The sequence below is a fragment of the Microbacterium sp. F1-18 genome, assembly GCF_052921305.1.
Map to the genome: position 1 here is coordinate 26,809 of NZ_JBREVD010000003.1, position 25,118 is coordinate 51,926.

At 69.6% G+C, this 25,118-nt stretch carries 21 protein-coding genes and 1 tRNA gene; 8 read left to right on the top strand and 14 right to left on the bottom strand.

Annotation, left to right across the window (positions count from 1 at the left end; translation table 11 throughout):
* Nucleotides 1–224: 224 nt before the first annotated feature.
* Both mgtE and ACU6RU_RS08790 read right to left on the bottom strand, forming a co-directional pair.
* Complete coding sequence (gene mgtE / locus ACU6RU_RS08785; protein ID WP_120265123.1) at nt 225–1,583, bottom strand: magnesium transporter; 1,359 nt, start codon at nt 1,581–1,583, stop codon at nt 225–227.
* A gap of 411 nt (nt 1,584–1,994) precedes the next feature.
* On the bottom strand, nt 1,995–2,561 hold the full coding sequence (locus ACU6RU_RS08790) for an NADPH-dependent FMN reductase (protein WP_289329744.1): 567 nt from the start codon (nt 2,559–2,561) through the stop codon (nt 1,995–1,997).
* 158 nt (nt 2,562–2,719) lie between these two features.
* Here ACU6RU_RS08790 and secA2 point away from each other — a divergent pair, with 158 nt between their 5' ends.
* Nucleotides 2,720–5,089, top strand: a complete 2,370-nt coding sequence (gene secA2 / locus ACU6RU_RS08795; protein ID WP_446726334.1) for an accessory Sec system translocase SecA2 — start codon at nt 2,720–2,722, stop codon at nt 5,087–5,089.
* Nucleotides 5,090–5,143: 54 nt separating this feature from the next.
* On the opposite strand, the gene ACU6RU_RS08800 is transcribed toward secA2, so the two are convergent.
* Both ACU6RU_RS08800 and ACU6RU_RS08805 read right to left on the bottom strand, forming a co-directional pair.
* Nucleotides 5,144–6,502 carry an SLC13 family permease gene (locus ACU6RU_RS08800; protein ID WP_120265120.1) on the bottom strand — a complete coding sequence of 453 codons (1,359 nt, stop codon included), beginning with the start codon at nt 6,500–6,502 and terminating at the stop codon, nt 5,144–5,146.
* 65 nt (nt 6,503–6,567) lie between these two features.
* Nucleotides 6,568–7,680 (bottom strand): PrpF domain-containing protein, encoded by a 1,113-nt coding sequence (locus ACU6RU_RS08805; RefSeq protein ID WP_446726335.1) that lies wholly within the window; start codon nt 7,678–7,680, stop codon nt 6,568–6,570.
* A gap of 238 nt (nt 7,681–7,918) precedes the next feature.
* On the opposite strand from ACU6RU_RS08805, the gene ACU6RU_RS08810 reads away from it, so the two are divergent.
* Nucleotides 7,919–8,830 (top strand): LysR family transcriptional regulator, encoded by a 912-nt coding sequence (locus tag ACU6RU_RS08810; RefSeq protein ID WP_446726336.1) that lies wholly within the window; start codon nt 7,919–7,921, stop codon nt 8,828–8,830.
* Nucleotides 8,831–8,883: 53 nt separating this feature from the next.
* On the opposite strand, the gene ACU6RU_RS08815 is transcribed toward ACU6RU_RS08810, so the two are convergent.
* Nucleotides 8,884–8,956 (bottom strand) — tRNA-Ala (locus tag ACU6RU_RS08815).
* A gap of 57 nt (nt 8,957–9,013) precedes the next feature.
* Here ACU6RU_RS08815 and ACU6RU_RS08820 point away from each other — a divergent pair.
* Complete coding sequence (locus tag ACU6RU_RS08820) at nt 9,014–10,213, top strand: amidohydrolase family protein (protein WP_446726337.1); 1,200 nt, start codon at nt 9,014–9,016, stop codon at nt 10,211–10,213.
* 8 nt (nt 10,214–10,221) lie between these two features.
* Here the strand turns inward: ACU6RU_RS08820 and ACU6RU_RS08825 are convergent, their stop codons facing one another.
* The 3 genes from ACU6RU_RS08825 to galU form a co-directional block, all read right to left on the bottom strand.
* Nucleotides 10,222–11,124 (bottom strand): large exoprotein, encoded by a 903-nt coding sequence (locus ACU6RU_RS08825; protein WP_446726338.1) that lies wholly within the window; start codon nt 11,122–11,124, stop codon nt 10,222–10,224.
* A gap of 72 nt (nt 11,125–11,196) precedes the next feature.
* Nucleotides 11,197–11,838: a GNAT family N-acetyltransferase gene (locus ACU6RU_RS08830; RefSeq protein ID WP_120265115.1), complete on the bottom strand. Its 642-nt coding sequence runs from the start codon at nt 11,836–11,838 to the stop codon at nt 11,197–11,199.
* A 19-nt stretch (nt 11,839–11,857) separates the two neighbouring features.
* Nucleotides 11,858–12,736 carry a UTP--glucose-1-phosphate uridylyltransferase GalU gene (gene galU / locus ACU6RU_RS08835; protein ID WP_289329751.1) on the bottom strand — a complete coding sequence of 293 codons (879 nt, stop codon included), beginning with the start codon at nt 12,734–12,736 and terminating at the stop codon, nt 11,858–11,860.
* Nucleotides 12,737–12,801: 65 nt separating this feature from the next.
* Here galU and ACU6RU_RS08840 point away from each other — a divergent pair, with 65 nt between their 5' ends.
* The 3 genes from ACU6RU_RS08840 to mscL are packed head-to-tail and all read left to right on the top strand — an operon-like array spanning nt 12,802 to nt 14,234.
* Nucleotides 12,802–13,398, top strand: a complete 597-nt coding sequence (locus tag ACU6RU_RS08840) for a 5-formyltetrahydrofolate cyclo-ligase (protein ID WP_289329752.1) — start codon at nt 12,802–12,804, stop codon at nt 13,396–13,398.
* Nucleotides 13,399–13,411: 13 nt separating this feature from the next.
* Nucleotides 13,412–13,702 carry an FmdB family zinc ribbon protein gene (locus tag ACU6RU_RS08845; protein WP_289329753.1) on the top strand — a complete coding sequence of 97 codons (291 nt, stop codon included), beginning with the start codon at nt 13,412–13,414 and terminating at the stop codon, nt 13,700–13,702.
* Between the two features lie 31 nt (nt 13,703–13,733).
* Complete coding sequence (gene mscL / locus ACU6RU_RS08850; RefSeq protein WP_446726339.1) at nt 13,734–14,234, top strand: large conductance mechanosensitive channel protein MscL; 501 nt, start codon at nt 13,734–13,736, stop codon at nt 14,232–14,234.
* A 186-nt stretch (nt 14,235–14,420) separates the two neighbouring features.
* On the opposite strand, the gene ACU6RU_RS08855 is transcribed toward mscL, so the two are convergent.
* On the bottom strand, nt 14,421–18,140 hold the full coding sequence (locus ACU6RU_RS08855) for an AAA family ATPase (RefSeq protein WP_446726340.1): 3,720 nt from the start codon (nt 18,138–18,140) through the stop codon (nt 14,421–14,423).
* Between the two features lie 174 nt (nt 18,141–18,314).
* On the opposite strand from ACU6RU_RS08855, the gene ACU6RU_RS08860 reads away from it, so the two are divergent.
* The gene (locus ACU6RU_RS08860) at nt 18,315–18,836 is read left to right on the top strand and encodes a methylated-DNA--[protein]-cysteine S-methyltransferase (RefSeq protein ID WP_120265108.1); all 522 of its coding nucleotides are present in this window, start codon (nt 18,315–18,317) and stop codon (nt 18,834–18,836) included.
* Nucleotides 18,837–18,910: 74 nt separating this feature from the next.
* Here the strand turns inward: ACU6RU_RS08860 and ACU6RU_RS08865 are convergent, their stop codons facing one another.
* Nucleotides 18,911–20,527 carry a solute symporter family protein gene (locus ACU6RU_RS08865; RefSeq protein WP_446726631.1) on the bottom strand — a complete coding sequence of 539 codons (1,617 nt, stop codon included), beginning with the start codon at nt 20,525–20,527 and terminating at the stop codon, nt 18,911–18,913.
* Between the two features lie 17 nt (nt 20,528–20,544).
* Nucleotides 20,545–20,895, bottom strand: a complete 351-nt coding sequence (locus tag ACU6RU_RS08870) for a DUF485 domain-containing protein (protein ID WP_289329756.1) — start codon at nt 20,893–20,895, stop codon at nt 20,545–20,547.
* Between the two features lie 122 nt (nt 20,896–21,017).
* Here ACU6RU_RS08870 and ACU6RU_RS08875 point away from each other — a divergent pair, with 122 nt between their 5' ends.
* Complete coding sequence (locus ACU6RU_RS08875; RefSeq protein WP_446726341.1) at nt 21,018–21,875, top strand: LuxR C-terminal-related transcriptional regulator; 858 nt, start codon at nt 21,018–21,020, stop codon at nt 21,873–21,875.
* Between the two features lie 58 nt (nt 21,876–21,933).
* Here the strand turns inward: ACU6RU_RS08875 and ACU6RU_RS08880 are convergent, their stop codons facing one another.
* From ACU6RU_RS08880 to ACU6RU_RS08890, 3 genes are all read right to left on the bottom strand, one after another.
* Nucleotides 21,934–23,118, bottom strand: a complete 1,185-nt coding sequence (locus tag ACU6RU_RS08880) for a glycosyltransferase (protein WP_289329757.1) — start codon at nt 23,116–23,118, stop codon at nt 21,934–21,936.
* Between the two features lie 125 nt (nt 23,119–23,243).
* A complete protein-coding gene (locus ACU6RU_RS08885) occupies nt 23,244–24,083 on the bottom strand; it encodes an SDR family oxidoreductase (protein ID WP_446726342.1) in 840 nt (279 codons plus the stop codon).
* 89 nt (nt 24,084–24,172) lie between these two features.
* Nucleotides 24,173–24,934, bottom strand: coding sequence for an MBL fold metallo-hydrolase (locus ACU6RU_RS08890; RefSeq protein WP_289329759.1), 762 nt, complete (start codon nt 24,932–24,934; stop codon nt 24,173–24,175).
* Nucleotides 24,935–25,118 lie beyond the last annotated feature (184 nt).

Consider the following 25,118-nt stretch of genomic DNA (forward strand, 5'->3'; position numbering starts at 1 on the left):
AACGGGGGGCCGGATGCCGCACACCCGAGGCTCCGGCCGAAGGAGCCACGCACTCCCCGACCCCCAAACCGGGATGCAAGGGATCGTCGCCGACACCCCGCCGAAACGGCATCCACCGCGGCGTGCCGCGCCCGATCCCTTGCATCCCGACACCACGACAACCCGCGCACGGGCTCAGCTCTGCAGGATCTGCACTCCGGCACCGCGACAACCCGCGCACAGGCTCAGATCTGCAGGATGGCTCGGGCGATGAGGAAGTACAGGATCAGGCCGCTGGCGTCGACGAACGTCGTGATGAACGGGTTCGAGAACACCGCGGGATCGACACGGATCGCCCTCGCGAGCAGCGGCATGACTCCGCCGACCGTCGCCGCCATCGTGCACACCGCGATCAGAGTCGCCCCGATGACGAGACCGATGCGCGGCTCGTACACGAGCGAGGTCACCCCGAATCCGACGAGCCCCAGGATGCTGCCGAGGAAGAACCCCACCCGCACCTCACGACTCAGCACGCGGACGACGTCGCGGGGTCGCACGTCGCCGAGCGCGAGCGCGCGCGTGACCGTGGTCGCCGCCTGGTTGCCGGTGTTCCCACCGGTTCCGATGAGCAGGGGCACGAACAGCGCGAGCACCGTGATCTGGGCGAGCGTCGCCTCGAACGCCGACAGCACCTGCACGGTAAGCGTCGCGCCGACGGCGAGCACGAGCAGCCAGACGACGCGCGAGCGCACGATCTGAGCGATGGGGGTCGACAGGTAGGGCCGGCGAAGCGGCTCGGCACCGCCCTGGCGCGCGGCATCCTCGCTCTCCTCATGTTCGAGGATGCGGGCGGCGTCGTCGACGGTCAGGATGCCGACGAGTCGCTCCTCGCTGTCGACGATCGGCAGCGCGAGCAGGCCGCGCTCGGTGCAGCGGCGGGCGGCGGTCTCAGCGTCATCGTCCACCCCGGCGGTCTGCGCGGCCTGCATGATGTCGCGCACGGCGTCGGACGGTTCGGCGGCGAGCAGATCGCGCAGGCTGACGACGCCCGCGACGCGACGTCCCGCATCGACCACGGGAAGCGTGTACACCGTCTCGGCGTCGTGCAGGCGGGCCCGCACCCGCTCGAGCGCGCCCGCGACCGTGCTGCCGATCGGAACCGACACGAACTCCGGGCTCATCCGGCGCCCGATGGATCCGCGGCGGTAGCCGAGGACCGCCGCGGTCATCTCGCGCTCGTGAGCGGGAAGCCCGCGCATCAGCCGAGACGCGAGCGAGGCCGGCAGCTCGTCGACGAGCCAGGCGCGGTCGTCGGGGTCGAGGTCGCCGAAGATGTGCGCCACCTCAGCGTCGCGCAGGTCGCCGATCAGCTCCCCCTGCATGTTCGGCGAGAGCGCTTCGAACACCTGCAGAGCGTGGTCTTTCGGCAGCAGCCGGTAGGCGACGGCGCGGCGACGACCGTCGAGTCGCTCGAGCACCTCGGCGAGACGCTCGGGCTCGACAGCGGCGAGAGCAGCCGCAGCAGACGGCAGGTCACCCCGCGACAGGGGTGCGGCGATGCCGTCGACGACGATGGTCAGTTCGTTGATCTGCTCCGGAGTCATGGGAGCCCTCCTCATGTGGACGCGCGCGCATCCGCGGCATCGTCACGACGACGACGGCACGGACCACATCGCGAAGCCTGCTGGTGCGACGCACCGCGGCTCGTCCGCTCAGGAGTCGATCGGGTCGACGTGCGGGCGGGCAGCGGGCATGGCGCTGTCGATCTCGCGATGGCAACTATCACCGCTCATTGAGCACCTCACCTCGCTTCCTTTTTCTCGCAGGTCGACAATCGGCAGAAGAGGATCTGCCGGCGATCAGGGGCGGACCGCGGCGATCGGGTGCCGCGGGCCGATGCCCCGCCGACCATCGTATGCCCTTCGACCTGGGAGGAACCGCCGCACGCCGCCGGCATCACGACGACCGGGCGCCCGACCGTGTGGTCGGGCGCCCGGTCGAGAGGGGTCTGCTGATCAGCTGACGGCGGCGAGGTTCTTCGCGACGTGCGCGTGCACGGCCTTCAGCCACGAGAGCAGGAACTCGGACGTCGACTCGTTGGTCACGGTGCCGTCGTCGTCGATGAGCCCCTCGGTGAGCTGCAGGTAGCCCTCGGGCTGCGAGAGCTCGGGCGACGCGAGGAACGACAGGATCGACCGCAGGTGCTGCTGCGCGACGGCCGTGCCCACCGCACCGATCGAGATGCCGATGACGGCGGACGGCTTACCGGCGAAGCTGTTGTCGCCCCACGGACGGCTCGCGGTGTCGAGAGCGTTCTTCAGGACGCCAGGCACCGACCGGTTGTACTCGGGGGTGACGATGATGACGCCGTCGGCCTTCTCGACCGCAGCCTTGAACTCAGCCGCTTCGGCCGGGATCGACGCGTCGTTGTCGGCCGAGTAGAACGGCAGCGGTGCGATCGGGATCTCGGTGAGCTCGAGGTCGGCCTGCGGGGCGAGCTTGGTGAGCGCCTTCGCCAGACGACGGTTGATCGAGGTCGACGAGATGCTGCCGACGATGACGCCGACGTTGTAGGTGGTCATGGACGAAACCTCCCGGGGGATCGATTCAGTTGCATGCAGTCTACGCGTCGCAACGGCGCGATGCGGCCAGGATCGGCTGAGTGCTTTCGAAGATGCCCCACGAAGTCGTAGGGTCGGGATGACGCGTGTTCGCACTCACGGAGTCCGGGGGTTGACCGATGAAGAACACATCGAGCCCGCCTCTCGCACCCTCCCCTGACACCGCACCTCGTCTCGGATCGTTATGGACACGGCTCGTCGGTCCCGCCCGACGCCTGATCGGGTCTCCTGGATCGCTCGACATCTCCCCGGCGCTGAAAATCGCAGACCGTGTCGAGTTGCGCCGCCAAGCCCTCGAGAAGTTGTCGGATGCCGATTTCGGCTCGGCACTCGCTGAAACGCAGCCGGCTCGGGAGCGACGGGATGTCGACGCGGGAGAGGAACTGCTCGCGCTGATCGCGGAGTCTGCCCGCCGAGAGCTGGGGCTGGTGGCCCATCGCGAGCAGATCGCCGCGGTGTCCAGCCTCTTGAGCGGGCGAGTCGTGGACATGGCGACTGGCGAGGGGAAGACGCTGGTCGGCTTCCTCGCCTCCGCCGCCTGGGCGGCCGACGGGAGGCGTGTCCACGTGCTGTCGGCGAACAGCTACCTCGCGTCGCGCGACGCGTCGGCGGGGCGCGCGTTCTTCGCACGTCTCGGTTTCGACGTCGCTTCGGTGGACGACACGATGAGTGCGGACGAACGCCAGCGCGGGTACCTCTCAGACGTCGTCTACACGACGGCACATCAGGTCGGTTTCGATGTGTTGCGCGACCGCCAGCGCACATCGGACTCCGATCGGCTCCTGTCCGTCGCTGACGTGGCGTTGATCGACGAGATCGACGCCGTCCTCATCGACGACGCCACCGTCCCGCTCGTGCTGGCGGCAGACAGCGCGATGGATGAGCCTGACACCAAGCTCGCCGACGTTCTGCGCCAGATGCAAAACGATGTGCACTACGAGGTCACCGGCGACGGGCGCAGCGCCGCGTTCACCGATGCGGGTTTGGCGATCGTGGAGGAGGCTTACGGCGTAGAGGATCTCTACGCCGGCGACCAGACCGAGCTGCTCACTGCCGCCCATGTCGCCTTGCACGCGCAAACGCTCCTCCATCGGGACGTTCATTACATCGTTTCGGGCGGCCGCCTCAAGCTGATCAGCGAGCCACGCGGCCGGGTCGCGGAGCGTCGGCGATGGCCCGACGGGCTGCAGGCGGCCCTCGAACGCAAAGAAGGTCTGCCTGTTACAGGGCAGGCGCAGATTCGTGACCAAATCCTCATCGAGACCGTCGTGAAGGGGTACGCGACGGTCACCGGCATGAGCGGTTCTGCGCTCGAGGCTGCAGAACGACTGGGCGAGGACTTCGGATTCTCTACGGTCGTGATCCCTCCGCACCGCATTCCCGCCCGAATCGACGAGCCCGATCGCTTGTACCGCTCAGAGCCCGAGCGGGACTCGGCGGCTGCCGAGCGGGTGCTGCACGCTCACCACCGAGGCCAGCCGGTGCTCATCGGTACGCAGAGCGTCGAGGCTTCGGAGGGTTTTGCGGACCTGCTTCGCACCCATGGGGTGGGTGTCCACGTGCTGAACGCGAAGAACGATGCGGCGGAGGCGACCATCATCGCCCAGGCAGGCCAGCCCGGGGCGGTGACCGTCTCCACGCAAATGGCGGGTCGCGGCGTGGACATCGAGGTGCCACCAACCTCGGCCCAGGCCGGTGGGCTTCTCGTCATTGGCCTTGCTCGCCATGACTCGCCTCGGCTCGATCGGCAGCTCCGCGGCCGGTCAGGCAGGCAAGGCGAGCCAGGACGCACGGTTCTCTACGCGAGCCTCGACGACGCAATCGTCAAGAACAACATCCGCATCAACCCGGTTCCACGGAGCATCGGTCCCGACGGCCAGATCGATGATGTTCGCTTTCACCGCCTCTACGAGCACGCCCAGCGCGTCGCGGACGGGAAGGTGCTCCAGTTACATCGAAACACGCGCCGCTATGACTCCATCGTCGACCAGCAACGGGAGACGGTGCTTGGTTTGCGCGAGAGTCTCCTATCCGATGCAGGGCTGGAGCAATTTCTCGCACGCGTGACCGAGGGCTCAGCGAAGCTTGCCGAGCAATGGGCTGCGCGTGATCGTCGCGTCCTCGCACGCGAGGTGGCGCTGCTCCTCGTGGACGACGCATGGTCAGAGCACCTGGCCAGTCTCGCCGAGACACGAGAGGGCATCCACCTCCGCGTTCTCGCCAGGCAGAACCCCTTGGACGAGTTCGCGTTGATCGCGGCCCGCAACCTGCCACGGGTCATCGATGAGTTTCGGGACTCGGTCCGCTCGATCCTCCACGCGGCCCCCTCGAATGCCCAGACTCTCTCAGACCTGAGGCTCTCCAGGCCCGCATCCACGTGGACGTACATGGTCTCCGACAACCCGTTCGGCTCAGAGGCTGACCGCATCGTTTCGTACCTGAACAGCGTCGTGCACGGGAGGCGCCCTCGCGGGGTCGAGTACGTCTGACCGCGCGAGGCGCGCCGCGCCGCGTACGTCGATTCGGGCGCGAGGCAGCCCCTGTCAAAGCGAGAACGGCACGACGAGGGTAGCCCAGGCGAGGAAGGGCCCGATCAGTACGATGACCCCGGAGTAGCGCAGAATCCGCTGGTAGAACGCAGGAGGGTCGACGTTTTGGGCGTTCGCGAGGACGAGCGCGCCATTGGTCGAGAACGGTGAGACGTCGACGACCTTCGCGGCGATCGCGACCGCAGAGATCGCCATCCCGCCGGCGACGGGGCTGTCCTGAATGAGCGGCAGGAGCATCGGGATCGAGATCGCGATGACCGCCGTCGACGAGGCGAACGCCGAGACGACACCGGCCATGACGCAGAGTACGAGCACACCGATGAGGGGCGAACCGAGGCTGCCGATCCCGTTCGCGACCCATTCGATCGCGCCGGCTTCTTCCACGATGCTGATGTAGGTGATCATGCCCGCGACGAGCAGGATGGTCGACCAGCTGATGCCCTCGACGGCCGCCGTGAGGTGCTTCTTCTCGATGAAGGCGATCACGGTGCCGGCGACGAGCGCGAGGATGCCGATGTCGAGGTGGAACACCATGGCCCCGACGGCCAGCCCCAGCAGGGCGAGCAGCGTCAGCACCTGAGCCGGCGTCGTGCGCACGCGAGGGGTCTGGAGTGTCTGCGTGAGCGTGAGGACCGAACCCTGCTCGGCGCCGCCGACGGAGATGTTCCCCGTCGCGGGCACGCGCGGCCCGGGCACCGCGCCGCCATCGCCCGCGCCGCTCGCGTCGCCGCGCCCGGAGTACGCTCCCCCGCGAAGGCGGTTCTTCCACGAGAAGAACAGCTGCGTGAGGATCGCGATCAGCGTCGAGTAGACGAATGCCGTCACGAACAGCACCATGGGCGAGAAGCCGGGGGTGTCGCCCACCATGCCGCTGACGAGCAGGCCGAGCACCGAGATCGGCGAGAGCGAACCCGCCAGCGCCCCGTAGACGACGGTCATTCCCACCGGCAGGGGGTCGAGGCCGTGCTTGGCGGCGAAGCTGAGCGCGACGGGGGCGACCAGGGCGACGGCGGCCGGCGGGAACGTGCCCATGGCCGTCAGGATCGCGGCGACCCCGAAGAGCACCCACGGCACCAGCGCCGTCCGGCCCCGTACGAGGCGGACGCCGCGGTCGACGATCAGGTCGACGGTGCCGTTGAGCTTCGCGACGGCAAACAGATAGGTGACACCGACGATCGTGAGAAAGAGGTCGGCGGGGAAGCCCGCGAGCATCTGCTTCTCGTCGAGGCCGAGCACCAGCGTTCCGACGAGGAAGGTGCCGATGAATCCGAGGATGCCGATGTTGATCGGCCGCACGGTGGCGATGATGACCATCGCGAACAACGCGAGTATCGAGATGAGTTCTGGTGACATCGTTGTCTCCCAACGGGGGTTGGCGGCGACCGGATCCGCCTCAGCGAGATCGGCCGCCTATTTGATCATCGGACGAGGAGGGCTTCCTCGACCAGTCCCGACGCGTGATCGGGCAGTTGCTCCAGCGGCAGAGGGACGGAGGCATCCGCCAGCCGCCGCGCCGAGCGGGTGATTCCGACTGCGGGCAGTGCGCCGTGACGGCCCATGCGGGTGGTGACGACACCCGACGGCGTGCGAAGCGAAGTGACGTCGGCGGCGCCTCGCGCGGCCATCCTCGACACGACGGTGCCGGGAGTCGCCGCCGCCAGCGTCAACGCGACGCTGCCGGTGATCGCAATGGCGGGGTGCGCCTTGCCCATCGACATCATCGTGACCCCGAAGTCGTGATCCTCCGCGCTGCGGGGCGACACCAGGGCGACCTTGGGCACCGCTTTGAGCGCGGCGGCCGCGGTCGCAGCGAGCCCCATGCGGACGGCGCCTTCGCGACGGATGCCGTCGACGCTGGCCAGCAACTCGGGTCGCGCATCGATCTCGGCGGGCGTTTCGAGGCCGGTCAGGCCCAGCGCCGCCGCCTCGGCGATGACGACGGGCGCCCCGCCGTCGATCAGGGTCACCGGAACGCCGTCGATCTCTTCCGATGCGACGCCGGAAGGAAGCAGCCGTCCCGTGGTCCGGCCGGCCGGATCGACGAACCAGAGCACCACTTCGAGGCCTGCGAACGGGACCCCGACGATGTGCGCGTCGCCCGACTCGTCGAACATGCCTCCGGGCGTGGGAACCTCGGCGACGATCAGCTGACCCGTGTTCGTGTTGAAGATGCGCACCGCCGTCCGCTCGCCCTGCGGGGCGAGCCACCCCGCGTGGAGCACGTACGGCGCGATCGCAGCAGAGCAGTTGCCGCAGTTGCTCGACCAGTCGACCCGCCCGTCGGCGAGGCCGACCTGTGCGAACGAGTAGTCGATGTCGGCGTCGTCGCGCTGGCTCGGCGACAGGATGACGGCCTTGCTGGTCGTCGAGGTGCCGCCGCCGAGGCCATCGATCTGCCGCTCGTCGGGACTGCCGTACAGGCGCAGCAGAATGTCGTCGACGGGTGCGCCGACACGCTCCAGCTCGTCGCGGCTGAAGACCCAGCACTTGCTGGTGCCGCCCCGCATGAGTGTCGCCGGAATCTCCAACATGGCCGCCTCCTGAGGTGTCGGCATCCATGCTTGCTGCGGCCATCGTTCAGGAAAACCGCCGGATGCTTAACCCCTGTGAAGGTGCGCTTCAGTCTCGCTTGGGCCTGATTGCGCGCACTCAGCCGCATCCGGAGGCCAGATATGTCACTCAGATGAGCCAGTCGCGTGAAGTTCCGCTTCATGCGCTTTCAGTATCCAGCTTGCCGACTGTACGGTAGGGGCTGAAAGCGAGGCACCGATGCTCGATGTGCGAAGACTGGCCGTGCTGGTGACGATCCTCGATCACGGCTCGCTCACCGCCGCAGCGAAGACACTCGGTTACTCCCCCTCGGCGCTGTCGCAACAGCTTCAGCGCCTCGAGCAAGAGGTCGGACAGCCGCTCGTCCGGCGCCAGCCGCGCGGCGTCGTGGCCACCGAGGCCGGCGCCCTCCTCGCCGGGCATGCCCGCTACATCCTGCGTCGGCTCCGGGCAGCGGAGTCCGAGCTGGGCGAGCTGGCCGGCCTGCGCCGCGGTCGGATCGCGGTCGGCACATTCCCGACGATCGGAACCACCCTCATGCCCGTCGCCATCAGTCGGTTCCGCCGCGACTACCCCGATGTGCGCCTCGACGTGCACAGCGCCCGCTTCGACGAGCTCGTTGCCGCCCTGCAGGAGAACACGATCGGACTGTCACTGCTGTGGGACTACGAGTGGAATCGCATCGACGAGCCCGATCTGTCGATCACTCCCCTGTTCGAGGATCCGACGGTACTGGTGGTGTCGCAGGATCACCGCCTCGGGCGCACCCGACACGTGACGATGTCGATGCTCCGGCACGAGGAATGGATCGTGCGCAAGCGCGACCATCCCGTCGCCGAGGTGCTGGAGCGCAGCTGCCGGGCCGCCGGATTCAGCCCGACGATCGCGTTCGAGGCCAACGACTACCAGGAGGCCCTCGCGATGGTGAGTGTCGGGCTCGGCGTCGCGCTCGCACCGCGCACGGCCGTCACGTCAGCGCGACCCGACGTCCGCATCGTCAGCCTCGGCCAGGAGGCTCCGTCGCGCCGTATCGTCATCGCACACCGCAGCGACCGTGTGCGCCCTCCCGGTGAGCGCGCGATGCACCAGATCCTCGTCGATGTCGCTCGCGAGCAGCTGGTTGCGGGCTAACCGCCGGCATATGCAGAAACCGGCATCCTGATGGATGCCGGTTCTCGTTTCGGTGGACCTGAGGGGATTCGAACCCCTGACCTCTTCATTGCGAACGAAGCGCGCTACCAACTGCGCCACAGGCCCGGAACTCCCCCACACTATCACGCTGTCAGGGTGCACCCGTGCGCGCACAATGGAGGGATGCACCACCCCGCGGCATCCGTCATTCGCAACGTCCGTGTCTCCGACGCCTCCGCCGTCGACATCCGCATCGCCGATGGCGTGATCACCGCCGTCGAGCCGGCAGCGCCGCAGGCGCCGTCGGCAGGCGCGGGCCACACCGGCCTCGAGATCGACGGGCGCGGCATGCTCGCGCTGCCCGGCCTCGTCAACGCGCACGCCCACGTCGACAAGTCGTGGTGGGGCTTGCCCTGGCAGTCGTACGGCGGCGAGGGCGGCACCGACGGCCGCATCCGGCACGAGCGCGCGCGTCGTGACGAACTCGGCATCCCGAGCGTGTCGACAACGGCGCATGTGCTGGAACAGTTCGTCCGCCACGGCACCACCGCCATCCGCACGCACGTCGATGTCGACCTGGGCGTCGCCCAACGCGGAATCGATGCGGTGCGCGAAGCGGTCGCCGCGTACGACGGAGCCCTCCAGGTTCAGATCGTGGCCTTCCCGCAGGATGGCGTCCTGCGTCGCCCGGGCGTCATCGATCTGCTCGATGAAGCGGCCGCAGCGGGTGCGGAGTTCATCGGCGGACTCGACCCCGCGACGATCGATCGCGACCCCGTCGGCCAGCTCGACGCGCTCTTCCGCATCGCCGCCGAACGCGGCGTCGGGATCGACCTGCATCTGCACGACCCCGCCGAGCTCGGCGCCTTCCAGATCGAGCTGATCATCGAGCGCACCGAGCGGTTCGGCCTCGCGGGCCGGGTCAATCTCGCGCACGGGTTCGCGCTCGCGCAGGTCGGCGCGACGCAACGCCGCGACCTTCTCCAAGCGATGTCCGCGCTCGACATCACGTTGACGACGGTGGCACCCCTTCGCCTTCCCCAGCTGCCGCTTCATGAACTGGATGCTGCGGGAGTGCGCTTCGGCTTCGGCACCGACGGCATCCGCGACCTGTGGAGCCCCTACGGCACCGGTGATCTGCTCGGCATCGCCTGGCAGTACGCCCGCGCCTCGAGCCTCGTCCGCGACGACGACCTGCGCCGTGTGGTCGACATCGCGACGGGCGGCTCCGCGCCGTTCGCCGGGCTGCCGGCGGGCCGACTGGAGGCGGGCTCACGCGCTGACATCGTGCTCGTCGATGCCGAGAACCCGATGGACGCCCTCGTTCGCACGCCCGACCGCGAACTCGTCATCGGCAACGGCCGCGTACTGTTCCGGCGCTGAGGCCGGTGTCAGCCGGCTGCGCGCTGAGCGAGGAGCCGCCGGACGTGATCCTCGATCTGCGCATCGTCGACCTGTCCAGTAGGCACGAAGGCAGGTGTGGGTGCCTTCGCGGCCCGGCTGGCGGCGAGGGATGCCGGCGCGCGACGCGCGGCCTCGCGCTGGATCGCCTCGCCCACGGCCGCCTGACGCAGCGCTTCGCGCGCATCGACCTCATCGAGCACGGCGGCGGCACGCGAACCGGCAGAAGCGGTGAGCGGGCGCGGCAGCTCGCGCGGAGTCCAGGTGGCGCGAGCGTCGGCGAACTCGAACTCGGGCACGACGGCGGATGCCGTCTCGACGTGAGCGACGGCGGCGGGAGCGGAGACCGCCGAGCGAGCGGCACGGCGAGCGACCGCGGCCATGCGACTGAGGACGACGGATGCGGCCAGCAGTGTTGTGAGACCCGCGATCAGCACGACCACGGAACCGGACGTCGCCAGAAGCCACCCGCCGGCGCCGGTCGCCCCGACAGCGACGAGGGCGACGATCGTCATTGCCAGGCGGACACCACGACGGATGCGTGCACGGTGTTCGGCCGAAGCGATGCGCGCGGTGCGCGCGGCGCGAACCTCGCGACGCGCCTCGATGAGCTGACGGCGCTCACTCTCGAGCCGCAGCTGTTCCTTTTCGTGCTGCACCTGACGCGCGAGCTTCTGCTGAGCCAGTGCCGTGCGCGTGGAGAGCTCGACCCGCACTTCTTCGGGCGTCTCCGCGGTTTCGGCGAGCACACGCAGGGCCTGATTGAGGCGCACGGCGTTGCGTTCGGCAGCGTCATAACGGTAGCGACTGTGCCAGGACGGCAGCAGATAGACCATCCACAACGCGACCGCGACGAGGACGATCACGCCACCGCCGAGAACCTGCCCACCCATGGGGACAACCGTACGTGGCATCCCGCGTGGTGGCACGCCAGAAACCCGCGTGTCTGAAGTTCTTGTTCAGGTTTAAGGTTCGAGACCCGCGGCACGGCGGTCGGAGAGCGGGATGGCCGCCGCATCGGGGGGAACGGCACCCTCGAGCCAGCGCCCGAGAACGCCTCGCGGCACCTCGTCCGCGACGAGCGCGAACGAGAAGTGATCGCGCCAGTCACCGTCGATGTGGATGTAGCGACGTCGCAGTCCCTCGTAGCGGAATCCGAGCTTCTCGACCACCCGCAGGCTCGCTCGGTTCTCGGGTCGGATGCAGATCTCCATCCGGTGCAGCCGCAGCTCCTCGAAGCACAGGTCCGTCGCCAGGGCGACGGCGGTCGGAGTGATGCCCTTACCCGCGAACCGCTCGCTCACCCAGTAGCCGATCGTCGCCGACGACAACGAGCCGCGCGCGATGCCCCAGACGTTCAGCTGGCCCGCGATCTGCCCCTCGTGCTCCATGACGAAGGGCACGCCGGCCCCGTCGCGGTACTGCTGGAGCAGCCGCCGGATGCCGAGCCGCATGTCGAACGACACCGGCCCGTCCGGACTCGTCGCCTCCCACCGTTGCAGCCACGACCGGTTCGCCAGAAGCTCCGATTGCAACGTGCGGGCATCGCGCGGCCTGATCAGCCGAATAGCCACCGGTCCGTGGTGGCGGGGTGCGCTGGCATCCACGCGCGTTCCCGTTCTCGTGTCAGAGGGTCCCGACGAAGTCCTTCAGCCACGGCCGCAGCTCGGGGCCGAGGTCGTCGCGGTCGGAGGCGAGCTGGACGATCGCCTTGATGTAGTCGAGACGGTCGCCCGTGTCGTAGCGCCGTCCGCGGAAGACGACGCCCAGCACACCCTCGGTCGTCGCGAGCTCCTGCAGCGCGTCGGTCAACTGGATCTCGCCGCCCTTGCCCGGCTCCGTGCGCTCGAGGATCTCGTACACATTGGGCTTGAGGACGTAGCGGCCGATGATCGCGTAGTTGGAGGGTGCGTCCTCCTTCTTCGGCTTCTCGACGAGTCCGGTGACCTTCACGACATCCGGATCGTCGGTCGGCTCGACGGCTGCAGCGCCGTAGAGGTGTATCTGGTCGGGGTCGACCTCCATGAGCGCGATGACCGTCAGTCCCGAGCGCTCCTGTTCGGCGAGCATCTTGGGCAGCAGGGGGTCGCGCTCGTCGATGAGGTCGTCGCCGAGCATGACGGCGAATGTCGAGTCGCCGACGTGCGCGCGCGAACGCAGCACCGCGTGTCCGAGGCCCTTCGGCTCGCCCTGGCGGACGAAGTGGATGTCGGCGAGGTCGGACGACTCCTGCACCTTGCGCAGCTTCACCTCGTCGCCCTTGCGGGTGAGGTTGTGCTCGAGCTCGGGAACGGAGTCGAAGTGGTTCGAGAGGTTGTTCTTGTTGCGTCCGATGATGATCAGGACGTCATCGATGCCGGCCTGCGTCGCCTCTTCGACGACGTACTGGATGGCCGGCTTGTCGACGACAGGCAGCATCTCCTTGGGCATCGCCTTCGTGGCGGGAAGGAAACGGGTGCCGAGGCCTGCGGCGGGGATGACCGCCTTGATGCGCTGCTGAGACATGGATCAACCATATCTATCGAGTACGGCCGACGAGCCGTAACGCGCACACCCTTTACAATCGGGGCATGTCCGACGCGATCGACAACGCCAAGCGCGCGCTGCGGGCGGACCTTCGTGAACGCCGGTACGGGATGTCGGATGCCGCACGCGAGAGTGCCGCCGACGGCATCCGCGAACAGCTGCGCGAACTGGTCGCCACGACCGGTGCCCGCTCGATCTCGTGCTACCTCTCGTCGCCGACCGAACCGGGCACGCGGGCCTTCATCGACGAAGCCGTCGCTGCCGGCGTGAAGGTGCTCCTGCCGGTCAGCCGCAACGACGGCCTGCTCGACTGGGTCGTCGCCGAGCCGGGCGCGGCCGTCGCAGACGGGCTCTTCGGCGTCCCGGAGCCCATCGGCGAGGTCCTCAGCCCCATCGCCGTCGGAGACGTCGACCTGCTCGTCATCCCCGCCGCGGCCGTCGACGCCGCGGGCATGCGGCTCGGCTGGGGCCGCGGCTACTTCGACAAGACCCTCGGTTCGATGGAGAACCGCCCGCCGGTATACGCCGTGCTCTTCGACTCCGAACTCGTCGATGAGGTGCCGCGCGATCTACACGATCAGCCGGTCACCGGCGTCGTCACGCCCACCCGAACCGTCGTCCTCGCACCCGAGGCACGCTGAACACCGAGGAACCATGCCCACCTACGCCTATGCCTGCAAGTCATGCGGGCACCGCTTCGACGCGGTCCAGTCCTTCGCCGACCCCGCGCTCACGGTCTGCCCCGAGTGCTCGGGCGAGCTCCGCAAGCAGTACGGAACGATCGGCGTGACCTTCAACGGAGGCGGCTTCTACCGCACCGACTCCCGCGCGAGCGGGTCAGGATCGGGCTCGGAATCGAGCACGTCAACCGGTAGCGGCGACTCGTCGACTTCGGCATCATCGAAGTCCGAGGCGAAGTCCTCTCCCGCCGCGGCGGGTTCCTGACACCCGGCGCGTCCGGAGAAAGAGGAGAGCCATGATCAAGGGCTTCCGCGATTTCATCATGCGCGGCAACGTCATCGACCTGGCTGTCGCCGTGGTCATCGGCGGTGCGTTCACCGCCGTCGTCAACGCGATCGTCGCCAGCATCATCAACCCCCTCGTCGCGCTCGTGTGGCAGGCAGACGAGAACGGGAATGCCGGCTTCCCCGTCGAGGGCCTGCACGGCACCGTCATCTTCCCGGTGGGTGCCCTCCTCACCGCGATCATCAGCTTCTTCGCGGTGGCGATCGTCGTGTACTTCGTGTTCGTCGTACCGATGAACAAGTGGAAGGAACGGCAGGCAGCGAAAGCCGGCGTCGTCGAAGAGACCGCGAAGCTCCCGACCGAGCAGGAGCTGCTCATCCAGATCCGCGACCTGCTGGAGCAGAGCAACGCCGCCTCGGCTGCGCCCGCGCCCGCCGCCGCATCTGCACCGGCTGCCGATGCGCCCCTGCGCCGCTCGCAGAGCACTCCCCCGGCGGCCCCGCCCGCCTGACGGATTCAATAGTGCGGCGGAACCTCGTTCCGCATCCGCACATCGTTCGGACCGGATGCCCCGGCCGCGCCCTCGGAGCCGGCCGGGGCATCCGTCGTCTCATCGGCCGACGTCGGCTCGGCGGTCGTCCCCGGGGCCGCGGTCAGTCGCGCTCGCCGGCGACCGACCCGCTCGACCCGCTGCCGGTCACTCGATGACATCGAGCGGCTCGGTGCTCGCATCTGCGGTGGGCGCCTCGGGCTCGACGCCCAGGATCGCCGCAACGCGCGCGGCCACGCCGGCGGGGTCGCTGTAGAGGTCGAACGAGTGCACGCGGATGTAATGCCATCCCAGGCGGCGCAGGATCTGCGGCCGCAACCGCAGCGACTCGCGGAGCGACTGGCCGATGGTCTCGGGATCACCCTCGACCACGACCGCCTTGCCGTCACGCTGGGCCACCAGCGGCAGCAGCCCTCGGTACGCGACGTCGACCGCCACGCCGAGACGCCGGAGGTTCTGCGCGAGAGCGAGGGTCAGCGGATCGGCGAGGTCTTCGAGGCGTGCTTCCCTCGCGCGGGCCGCGATGCCGCCGAGGATCGACATGAGTGTGGCAGCGCCGTTCTCGAGGCGGCCGTCGTCGAAGGCCGAGGGCCGGATCGACGACACGATCACCATCGAGCGGCGGGCACGCGTCATGCCGACGGTCAGCAGGCGTTCGCCGTCCGGCCCCGAGAGCACACCGAAGTCGCTCAGGACGCGGCCGTGGCGAGTGAGGCCGTACCCGAGTGAGAACACCACGCGGTCGCGACTCTCGGCCACCGACTCCTCGAGCCCGAGGACAGCGAACGGCTCGGCCGTCTCGCGACCGACGAACTCCGCGACATCCGATCGACCGGCGAAAGCCGCCTCGACGGCGGCGCGGATGCGCAGCGCATGCTTCGTCGACGCGGTGACGACCATGAGCGATTCGTTGGGCCGGTTGACGGCATGCTCGACGACGAGCGTCACGACACGGGCCACCTCGGCGTCGGGGCTCTCGACGGCACCGGAATCCGGGTCGGGTGCACCGACGCCGCCTTCGACGTAATCGACGCTCAGGCTGCCGCGACCGAGATACGAGCCGGCCCACGGGAACGAGACGATCTCGCCGCCGTAGAAGGCCTCGTTGACGAGCTCCGCGAGATCTTCGCCGCCCGCGCGGTAGCTGCGGGTCAGAGTCTCGACCGGGACGATCTCGGCGAGGCGTTCGAAGACGCTCGGCTCCTCGGGGTCGACGATCGGCTCGTCGGACGGGTCGCGGTCGGCGGCGATCTCGAACGGTGTCGGTCGCTGCGTCACGGGGTCGCCGAACGCGACGACCTGGCGCCCGCGGCGGAGAGCGGCAGCAGACTCGGCGACGCTCAGGGCGCCGGCATCCGCGAGGATCACGACATCGAACGCGGGCCGGGCGGGCAACGCCGCCACCTCGTACGGCGAGGCGATCCACACCGGCGCGAGCGTTCGGAGCAGTTTCGGCGCGACGACGAGCAACTCGGCCGCCGAGGCGGTGCCCTCGCGCAGCGCCGCCTTGAGCGCGGCGGTCTCATCGGCCTCGTCGACGATCGCGATCTTCCATCGGGTCGCGAGCTCGGCGGCCAGCTGCTGGCCGGCCGAGGCGGCGTGGGCCTCGTCGACGAGGCGGAAGTCGCGTTCGAGCCGGTCGACGACGCTGGTGTTCGCGCCGAGCAGCGCACGGTCGCTGCGGAGCATCGCCTCGAGGGCGGACTGCCACCAGGCGAACTCGAACTCCGACGCGACTCGGTCTTCGGGCACGTGACGCACCGAGAGCTCGGTCAGCAGCCCCTCGAGGCCGAGGGCCGCCAGCTCGCCGCGGAGAGTCGCGCGCTCGACGAGGTTGTCGAACACGTCGGAGTCGGCAGCCAAGCCGGCGAGGATCCGCACGAGATCGGGGATCGGCGTCGCGAGCAGGTCGTGCCCGGGGCCGAGCACCCGCGAGAGCTCGCCGAGGTCGGCGTCGACGCGCTGCCACGAGGTCGCGACGGCATCGAGGCCCGCGGGGATCTCGGGCACGACGCCCACCTCGGCCAGACGCTGCCACTGCTCGCGCTGCTTCTGCACCCGCACGAGGGCGTCGTGCATGTCGGTCACGTGCATGCCGGGACGCACGTACTCCTTCGACAGGCGACGCAGTCGGCGCCGCGTGGCGCCGTTCATCTCGGGGGTGTCGCGGCGGGTCGAATGCGCCTCGATGAGGTCGCCCAGCGGACGCTCGAAGACGGTCAGGCTGAAGCGGTCGAGCGAGGCGCGGATGCCCTGGAGCAGACGGATGTAGGCGCCGAGCTCGGCGAGCGTCGTGAACGGCCGCATCCGCGTCTGCCCGATGAGCTCGTAGCCGCGCTCGAGGATCTCGGGGATCTCGCTGCGGTGCAGGCGACCCGCCAGAGCGTGGGCCGCGCGCGCCTGCTCGGTCGTCTCGAACGCGACGCCGTACCACGGCGAGTCGTCGGGACCGAACCGGAACTCCCCCAGCCGCGCCGCGGTCGCGAGCGATGCCGCCGCCTCGGCGCGACGCGTCGAGAGGCGCTGCAGGGTCGCGGCGTCGAAGCGCGTGGCGGCCGACGGCTGCGGCGTCTCGGCCGCGATCGTCGTCAGTTTCTGCAGCACCTCGAGCGGCGAGACGCCGAGCATCGGATGCCGTTGCGTCAGCGAGACGCGATAGTCGCGAAGCACCGTCCGCAGGCGCACCAGCGCGTCGTCGATCTCGCCCATCTTCGGGTGCTGTGCCTTCTCGTTCCGCGCGATGGCGCGGATGAGGTCGCGGTGGACGCCGCGCGGCGAGACCGCGAGGCCCGGCAACCCGATGCCGGCGAGGCGATGGCGCACCCCTTCGAGGGTCGAGCGGCGGGCGCTGACGACGAGGACGCGCTTGCCTCGGCGGACCAGCTCACCGACGGCGTTGATGATCGTCTGCGTTCCACCGGTACCCGGCAGCGTGTGGACCACGAGCGACTGGCCGGCGACGATCCGGTCGAGGACACCCTCCTGCTCTGCGTCGGCGTCGAGCAGGAGCCGGTCGGATGCCGGCGGCCGGTCGTCGGAGGCGACCGCGTCGGGCACCGGATACCGCGTCGCGACGAGCGCGCGGTCATCCTCGTGCCCCGCGAGCGCGTTGAGCACCGGCACGTCGAGGTCTGCGGCGTCGCGCTCCGCGCGGGCGGCGACGTCGGCGAAGGTCGACACGATCAGGCGCGGCTGCACCGTGAACGTGTCGACGTGGGCGGTCAGAGCACGCAGGTGGTCGATGACCGGCTGCGGCTTGAAGACGCCGCCGTCGTAAGCCAGCGCGGCGAGCCCGCGCCGGTCGAGGTCGATGCCGAAATGCGTGCGAGCGATCTCGACGAGCTCGGGATTGACCGCGAAGGAGCCGTGGAGCTTGAGGTCGAAGTCGCCGTGATGGCGGCGGATCGCGAGGGGCCGCAGGAGGACGGGCGCGTTGTAGGTGAGGCCCCCCGCACGCCAGGAGGCGAAGCCGACGCCGAGGTGGACGGTGTCGAGGCCGCGGGTGGTGCGGAGCTCGACGTCCTTCGCGGTGATGCGCCCGGCGGCGAGCCGCGCGGTTCGCAGCGCGACCTCGTCGCGGAAGAGGTTCGACAGCAGCGTCGATCGTCCCGTGATGAACTGCGGCAGGCTGCCGGGGTGGGCCTTGGTGATGTCGATGCCGACATCGTCGGAAGCGATGTAGTGCAGCAGCGTCGACCGGCCGCCGAGCCGGGCGGCCTGTACGCGGATTCGCTCGCGCTCCGGGTCGGCCACGTGGGCGACCGCGACGTTCTCCTCGGCGACGTCGAGCTGCGCCGGGGTCACCGATTCGACCCGAACCTCGTCGGCTGCGTCCGGACGGACGGCTCCTCGATCTCCTCGCCACACAGCACACACCCTAAGCTGCGCCGTGGCATCCGACACTCAGGCGCCACCGAGTTTCGCGCTATTGCCGACACGCCGGACGATCGGCGGTTCCTCCCCCGCGCCTGCAACGGCGGCTCTGTCCCCCGCCCGGTCGCCGCGCACGCCGGGTACGTGGCCTCCCGAGATGATGGAGCCATGACCGACGCAGCCTTCGCGGTGCACCCCACGCCGATCGGCGACGCCCTTCTTGTGATGACCGAGAGCGGACTGGCCAGCCTCGACATCCTCGACCGCCCCGCCGACGTCGTCCTCGCCGATCTGACCCTCGCTCTCGGCGCGCCGCCGGAGCACGATCCCGGCGCGGCCGCCGATGCCACCGTCGAGCTCGACGCCTACTTCGCGGGGCGACTGCGCCGATTCGAGACCCCCATCGACTGGCTCCTCGCCCCCTCCGGCTTCGCCGGCGAGGCGCTGCGTGCCGTCTGCGAGGTTCGGTACGGCGAGGTCGCGACATACGGCGAGATCGCGATCGCCGCCGGTTCGCCGCGCGCGCACCGCGCGGTCGGGTCGGCGTGCGCGCGAACCCCGATCTCGGTGATCGTGCCGGCCCACCGCATCGTCCGGAGCGACGGGTCGATCGGCGAGTACGGCGGTCACCCCGAACGCAAGCGGTTTCTGCTCGACCTCGAGAGCGGTGCAGGCTCCGGCCGCGTGTAGGCCGCGCCGGAACGGCGACGGCCCCGGGCGAAGCGCAGCCGGGGCCGTCGTTTCGATCGGCACTCGCCGGCGGTCTAGTGATCGACCGCCTTCTCGGCGCCGTGGCCGGTGAGCGAGCGCACGTCCATCTCTGCGGCCTTGACCGGGTCCTCCTGCCGACGCTCGGTGACCGAGCCGAGCCAGCCGAGGAAGAAGCCGAGCGGGATCGACACGATGCCGGGGTTGTTCAGCGGCCAGATCGCCGTGCCGACGTTCTTGAACACGCTGGTCTCGGTACCCCAGAACACCGGCGACAGGACGATGAGGATGATGGCTGCCGCCAGGCCGCCGTACATGCTCCACACCGCGCCGCGTGTGGTGAACTTGCGCCAGAAGAGCGAGTAGATGATCGTCGGCAGGTTCGCCGAGGCCGCGACGGCGAATGCCAGCGCGACCAGGAAGGCGACGTTCTGCCCCTGCACCCCGATGCCGCCGACTATCGCGAGGATGCCGATCACGATCACCGTGCGACGGGCGACCTTCACTTCACCGTCGGGCGGCACGTTCCCCTTCTTCAACACGTTCGCGTAGATGTCGTGCGCGAACGAGGCCGCAGCCGTGATGGTGAGTCCCGCGACGACCGCGAGGATCGTCGCGAACGCCACCGCCGAGATGAAGCCCAGCAGCAGCGGTCCGCCCAACTCGAGGGCCAGCAACGGGGCCGCGGAGTTGACACCGCCGGGTGCCGCGGCGATGCGCTCGGGGCCGACGAGTGCGCCTGCACCGTACCCCAGCACGAGGGTCAGGATGTAGAACAGGCCGATGAGCCAGATCGCCCACACCACCGAGCGACGGGCTTCCTTCGCGGTGGGCACCGTGTAGAAGCGCATCAGCACGTGCGGCAGCCCGGCCGTTCCCAGCACGAGCGCCACCGCGAGCGAGATGAAGTCCCACGGGTTCGCGCCGTACTGCAGACCGGGTCCGAGGATGGCCTCGCCCTTCGGCGACGCGGCGACGGCGCTCTCGAGAAGGGTGTTGAGGTTGAATCCGTTGATCGCCAGCACCCAGATCGTCATGACGAGCGCCCCGCCGATGAGGAGGAACGCCTTGACGATCTGCACCCAGGTCGTGCCCTTCATGCCGCCGATCAGCACGTAGACGATCATCAGCACGCCGACGACGGCGACCACGATCGACTGCCCGACCTGCTCGGTGATGCCCAGCAGCAGCGAGACGAGGCCGCCGGCTCCGGCCATCTGCGCGAGCAGATAGAAGAAGCACACCGCGAGCGTCGTGATGGCGGCGGCCATGCGCACCGGCGTCTGCTTCAGCCGGAACGACAGCACGTCGGCCATCGTGAACTTGCCGGTGTTGCGCATGAGCTCGGCGACGAGCAGCAGCGCGACCAGCCAGGCCACGAGGAATCCGATCGAGTAGAGGAAGCCGTCGTAGCCGTTGATCGCGATGGCGCCGCAGATGCCCAGGAAGGATGCCGCCGACAGGTAGTCACCCGCGATCGCGAAGCCGTTCTGCGGCCCGGTGAACGAGCGGCCGGCGGCGTAGTAGTCAGCCGCCGTCTTGTTGTTCCGGCTGGCCCGGATGACGATGAACAGCGTCACGGCGACGAAGGCGCCGAAGATCGAGATGTTCAGCACCGGGTTGTTGTCGACGGTCTCCCCCGCCGCGACGACGGCCGCTCCGAGGCCGTTCATCGCTTCCCAGAATCCGTTCACGAACCCGCCTCCTGTCGCTCGAGGTCGCGGCGGATCGAGGCCGAGATCGGGTCGAGCTTGTGGTTGGCGTACCAGACGTAGCCCATGGTGATCGCGAAGGTCGTCACGAACTGACCGAGCCCGAACAGCAGACCCACCGTGATGTCACCCCAGACGCGCTGCGCCATGAAGTCGGTCGCGAACGACGACAGCAGCACGTACACGAAGTACCAGACGAGGAAGACGATGGTCAGCGGCCACACGAAGCTGCGGTGTTTGCGCTTGAGTTCCTGGAACGGCGCCGAGTGTTCGACGGCGACGTAATCCACTGCGCCGGGCGGCGGCGAGTGGGTGGGCGATGCGTTCATGTGGCCTCCTTGCCTCATGGTGAGCAGCTCTCCGGCGGCCGTCGTCGTCGAGCGACCGCGGTGGTAGGGTCGACGCTACGAAAGGCGGCAACGAGGCCGTCACCCCCGGAAGTAGGTAGTGCGTGACAGCACTGGCGGCACCCGAGAACGACGCTCACCTGGTCTCCCGAGCGGTGGACGACCTCGCGCGCAGCACACGTTTCCCCGTCGTCTTCGGCGGCCTCGAGAGTCAGGGCTCGGTGCACGTCACCGCCATCGCCGGGGCCCGATCGCATTCGATCGACGACCTCGTGGTGAGAATCGGCCGCGGACTCGGCGGCGCCGCGATGGTCGAGAAGCGCCCGCGCCTCGCCCTCGACTACCGCACGGCACGCACCATCACCCACGACTACGACCGGGCGATCCTCGGCGAAGGCATCTCGACGCTCTTCGCCGTGCCGATCGTGACCGACGGGCGAGCGCGCGGAGTGCTGTACTGCGGCTCGTGGTCGCAGGCGCCCGTCGGCGACCTCGTCGCGCGGCCCGCCTTCCGGGCAGCCGATGCGATCAGCACCGAGCTGCGCATCCGCGACGAGGTGCAGCGGCGGCTCGCCCTCGCGCCGGCGCCCGAGGCCGCGGCGGGCCTGTCGGCCGCCGCCCGCGAAGACCTGCGCGAGAGCTTCGCCGAACTGCGCAGCATCGCCGCGACCGTCGACGACGCCGATCTGCGGGCGCGGCTGGCGGCAGTCGAACGCCGCCTGACGACGGTCGCCGGTGATGGGGCGAACCCGGCGAAGGATGCCGACGTGCAGCTCTCACCGCGCGAGCTGGACGTCCTGGCATGCTGCGCCCTCGGCTCGACGAACGCCGAGATCGGAGCCGCATTGAGCCTGAAGGAGGGCACCGTGAAGTCGTACCTCCAAGCCGCGATGGCCAAGCTCGATTCATCGACGCGTCACGCCGCCGTCGCGCGCGCTCGGCGCCTCGGCCTGCTCCCCTGACCCGGGCGGCCCTCCGAGACCCGCTGACTTCGTCGGGACCAGGCCGCGATGCGCAGGATCAGGCCGCGATGCGCAGGCGTCCGCGGTGCTCGGCGATGACCGCGGCGTACTCGGCGATCATCCGATCGCGACCCAACCGGCCGCGGGCCGCGAGCGCGGCCCCGGTGAACACGCGGCGCTCGTCGACGGCGCGACGCCACGCCGCGGCGACCGCGTCGGGGTCACGCGGGGTGACGATGCCGATCCCCGCGACGAGGCGGGCCGCGTCACCGACATCCGTCGTCACGGGAACGGCACCGCTTGCGGCGCCCTCGAGCAGGCACAGCGGAGCCGCCTCACCGAAAGCGCTCGTGAGCGCGACGACGTCGGCGGCGCGGTAGATCGCGGGCATGTCGTCACGGATGCCGAGGGCGTGCACGTGGTCGTCGCCCACCGTGGCGAGCATCTCGAGCAGCCGAGGGTTGTCGCGCGTCATGCCCGCGCCGCACATGACATAGTGCGCATCCGGCACCGCCCGGCGGTGTGCGGCCACCGACCGCAGGAACAACTCGGGGTCCTTCATCGCGTCGAACCGAGCCGCATAGGCGATCACGACCGCGTCATCGGGAATGCCGAGCTCGCGGCGCAGCGGGTCGTCTCCGCGGGTGATCGACGGCCGGAACCGCGACAGGTCGATGCCGTTGTCGACGACGTGGCGCCGGGAATCGCCGAGGACGGGCGCGTAAGCGGCATCCGTCGACCGGGCGCACGACACCGCGGCGGTGACGATGCGGCGACGGACGCCATCGGCGAGCCACGCCACCGCGTCGCCGGAGTGCTCGGGATCGGAGCGGTGCAGGCAGGTCACGACGGGGCGGGCGGGCAGCATCATCGCGTCGTCGAGCGCGAGCAGCAGTCCGAGCGGCTGCTCCTTGAGCGTGAGGACCACGTCGGCCGCGGCGATCGCGCGTGAGGCCGCGCGGAGCTGCCGCGACGAGAACGCGTGCGGTGCGTGCGGGGCCGCGCCCGCGGTCTTGCCCAGCGACGTGATGGCGATGCCGGCGGCGCGTAACGCGCGATAACGGGGATCGGCGGCCATGTGCTGCACGGTGGAGTCGCGCCGTGCCCGCGACGCGATCGCCAGGATGCTGTGGTGCTGCTCACCCCGAGCGTGGAGACCGCCGACGACCTCGCTGTGCAGGATGCGCGCCCCGCCCGCGAAGAAGCCCTCGGTGAGGGTGAGGACGCGAAGCGGAACGCTCATGGAGGACCTTCGGGATCGACGCAGCCGGTGCGATCCATCGTGCGGCAACGCCCGCCCGTGATGAATGAACCACGGACGAGCGTTGCGTGAACGAACGGCGTCGCCGTCGGTCCCGAGAGCCGGGGTCAGAGGATGGGCTTGCCTCCCGTGACCGCAAGGCGGGCACCGGAGATGTACGACGCTTCATTCGATGCGAGCAACACGTATGCCGATGCCAACTCCGCGGGCTGACCGGCCCGCCCGAGCGGCGTCTGCTCGCCGAAGGTCTCGACCGCATCGGCGGGCAGGGTCGCCGGGATCAGCGGGGTCCAGATCGGACCGGGTGCGACGCTGTTGGCCCGGATGCCGCGTTCGCCCAGCATCTGCGCGAGCGAGGCCGTGATGCTCGCGATGGCCGCCTTCGTCGCCGCGTACGGCAGGAGGTTGGGCGAAGGCTGGTCGGACTGCACGGAGCTGGAGCCGATGATCGCCGACCCCGGCCCCATGTGCGGCAGCGCCGCCTTGACGAGGTGGAAGTATGCATCGACGTTCGTCGCCCACGTGAAGTCCCACTCGTCGTCGGGGATCTCCTCGACGGTCTCGCGGTTCATCTGGAAAGCGGCGTTGCTGACGAGGATGTCGATCCCGCCGAGCTCCTCGACGGTGCGGCGGACGACCTCGCGGCAGTGCGCGGGGTCGGAGATGTCACCCGGGATGAGCACGGCGCGTCGGCCCGCCTCCTCGACGAAGCGCTTGGCCTCTTCGGCATCCTCGTGCTCGTCGAGGTAGCTGATGGCGACATCCGCCCCCTCACGGGCGTAGGCGAGCGCCACCGCCTTGCCGATGCCGCTGTCGCCGCCGGTGATCAGAGCGCGCTTGCCGGTGAGCTTTCCCGACCCGCGGTAGGTCTCTTCGCCATAGTCGGGCTTCGGCACCATCTGCTGGTCGGTCCCCGGGACGCTCTGCTGCTGGGGTTCCATGGTCATCCCTCTCTGTCGTCGAACGTTGCGTCTACCCGACCCCGACTGCGCCTCGGATTCACGGGGCTTGACACGCGGTGGCCTCATCCGTCATCTCAGTCGACGCCGCGGGAGCGGGCGGTCGCCACGGCGGCGGCGACCCCGCCGTCATCCCAGACCGGGCCGTGGCCGGGCAGCACGAGTCGGGCCGCCGTGTCGGCGAGCAGATCCAGCGAGCGAAGGGCCTCGCTGCTGTGGGCGGTCGCGGCGCGGGCGACGACGCGCGGGCCGGTCCGCCCCGTGTACGGATCGAGGGTGACGAGGGCGTCGCCGGTCAGCAGGATGCCGTGGGCCTCGAGGAGGAACGCGCAATGTCCGTCGGTGTGACCGGGCGTCGCGATCGGGAGGATGCCGCCCGCCAGGGGAATCGAATGGCCCGCGACGATGGTCGGGTTGGCGGGAACACCCGAGACCTCCAGCGCTCCTCCCGCGATCATGCGGGCGAGCACCGGCAGAGCTCCGGGGTAGCGCACGGGGTAGGGCCACCGCGCGGACTCGTGCGCGTAGCGATACGGATGCCGCGTCAGCTCCTCGTCGCCCGGATGCACGTTCGCCACGAGATGGTGCTCCTCGCGCAGCCGCTCGCACATCCCGACGTGGTCGAAGTGTCCATGGGTCAACAGCACGGTGTCGATGTCGGCGATACGCGCGCCGACGGCAGCGAGCGCCTGTTCGAGCAGCGGCCAAGTGCGCGGGAGTCCGGCGTCGACGAGGACGAGCCCATCGTGCGAGGCGATGAGGTAGGCGTTGACCCCGCCGCGCGCGAGCTGGAACACGCCCTCCGCGACCTCGGACACACGCGGCCGGAGTACGGACATCGCTCCTCCTTCGGTCGCGATCGATGATGCGGATCCCCACCGGCGAGCGCTCGGGGGTTGACAGGCCGGTCGGCAGCCACCCGCCACGCGGGCGCGATGGTCGCACCCGACTCGAGACGAGTCAAGGCCCGTGGCATCCCGTCTGGCGCGGACCTACGTTCGCCGCGCCGGCGCAGTCCGCGCT